The organism is Nitratidesulfovibrio oxamicus, from assembly GCF_015731765.1.
GTDB classification, from domain to species: domain Bacteria; phylum Desulfobacterota; class Desulfovibrionia; order Desulfovibrionales; family Desulfovibrionaceae; genus Cupidesulfovibrio; species Cupidesulfovibrio oxamicus.
This window is the reverse complement of the sequence record NZ_VRYY01000608.1, coordinates 1-1,131: the sequence shown is the minus strand read 5'-3', so window position 1 is coordinate 1,131 and position 1,131 is coordinate 1. Positions and strand designations below refer to the sequence as shown.

Below are 1,131 nucleotides of genomic sequence, written 5' to 3'. Positions count from 1 at the left end.
GGGGCGGGGGCTGCGCGCCGCCGTGCTGGGCGGCGGGCTGGCGGCGCTGACCGTGGCCTGGGATCTGGCGAAAAAGGGCCATGCGGTGACCCTGGCCGGGTGGTTGGAAGACAGTGGAGAGCATGGGGGCGAGAGCGATCCCCGGCTGGCCGCCGCTGGCCGCCTTGCCGCCATCCCCCCGGACGTGCTGCCCCCGGATGCCCTGCACAGGGAACTGGACCGGCTGGCCGGGCTGAAGGTGCGCTTTGCCGCACCGGTCGCGCCAACGGTGGCGGTGCTGGAAGAGATGCGCGCCGCGCACGGGGCGGTATTCGTGGCGTGGAGCCCGGCTGCTACCCGCGCGTTGGGCCTGCCGGACCGCAGCCGGTGCGACGCGTTGACCCTGGCCCACCCCGATCTGCCCGGCGTGTTCTGCGGTGGCTGGCCCGTGGATGGCCCGGCAGATGCGGCGCGCTGCATCGACGAAGCCGCAGATGGTCGTCATGCCGCCACCTCCATGGATCGCCACCTGACCGGTGTTTCGCTGGAGGCGGGCCGTGAACGGCAGGGACCGTTCGAAACCCACCTGTTCACCAGCCTGAAAGGCGTGGAGGCGGTGGCGCCCGTAGCGTTGCCCGCACTGTCGCCCGCAGGCGAGGGGGAGGGCGGTGTCGCGCCCGACATTGCAGACGCGCCGTATCGCGCCGAGGCTGCCCGCTGTCTGCAATGCCAGTGTCTGGAATGCGTCAAGGTGTGCCCGTATCTGGAAAAGTACGGCGACTACCCCAAGAAGCATGCCCGGCGCATTTACAACAATCTGGCCATCGTCAAGGGCGTGCATCAGGCCAATCGGTTCATCAATTCGTGCAGCCTGTGCGGGCTGTGCGGCACGGTGTGCCCCACCGGGTTCGACATGGCCCCGCTGTGCCACGAGGCGCGGCGCACCTTGGTGCATGACGGCAAGATGCCGCCCTCCACCCACGAATTCGCACTGGACGACATGGCCTTCAGCAACGGGCCGCATGCCGCGCTGCTGCGCGCCCCGGCAGGGGCGGAAACCTGCGCATGGCTGTTCCTGCCCGGCTGCCAGCTTGCCGCGTCCGCACCGGACAGGGTGGCGCAGGCGTGGGGCATTCTGGCCGACCGGCTGCC

Annotated in this window: 1 protein-coding gene; it reads left to right on the top strand. The window is 70.4% G+C overall.

Going from position 1 to position 1,131, the window contains the following annotated elements; genetic code table 11:
- Positions 1-1,131, top strand: a 1,131-nt coding sequence (locus FVW20_RS16180; protein WP_196610403.1) for a 4Fe-4S dicluster domain-containing protein, incomplete at both ends; no start/stop codon positions are given.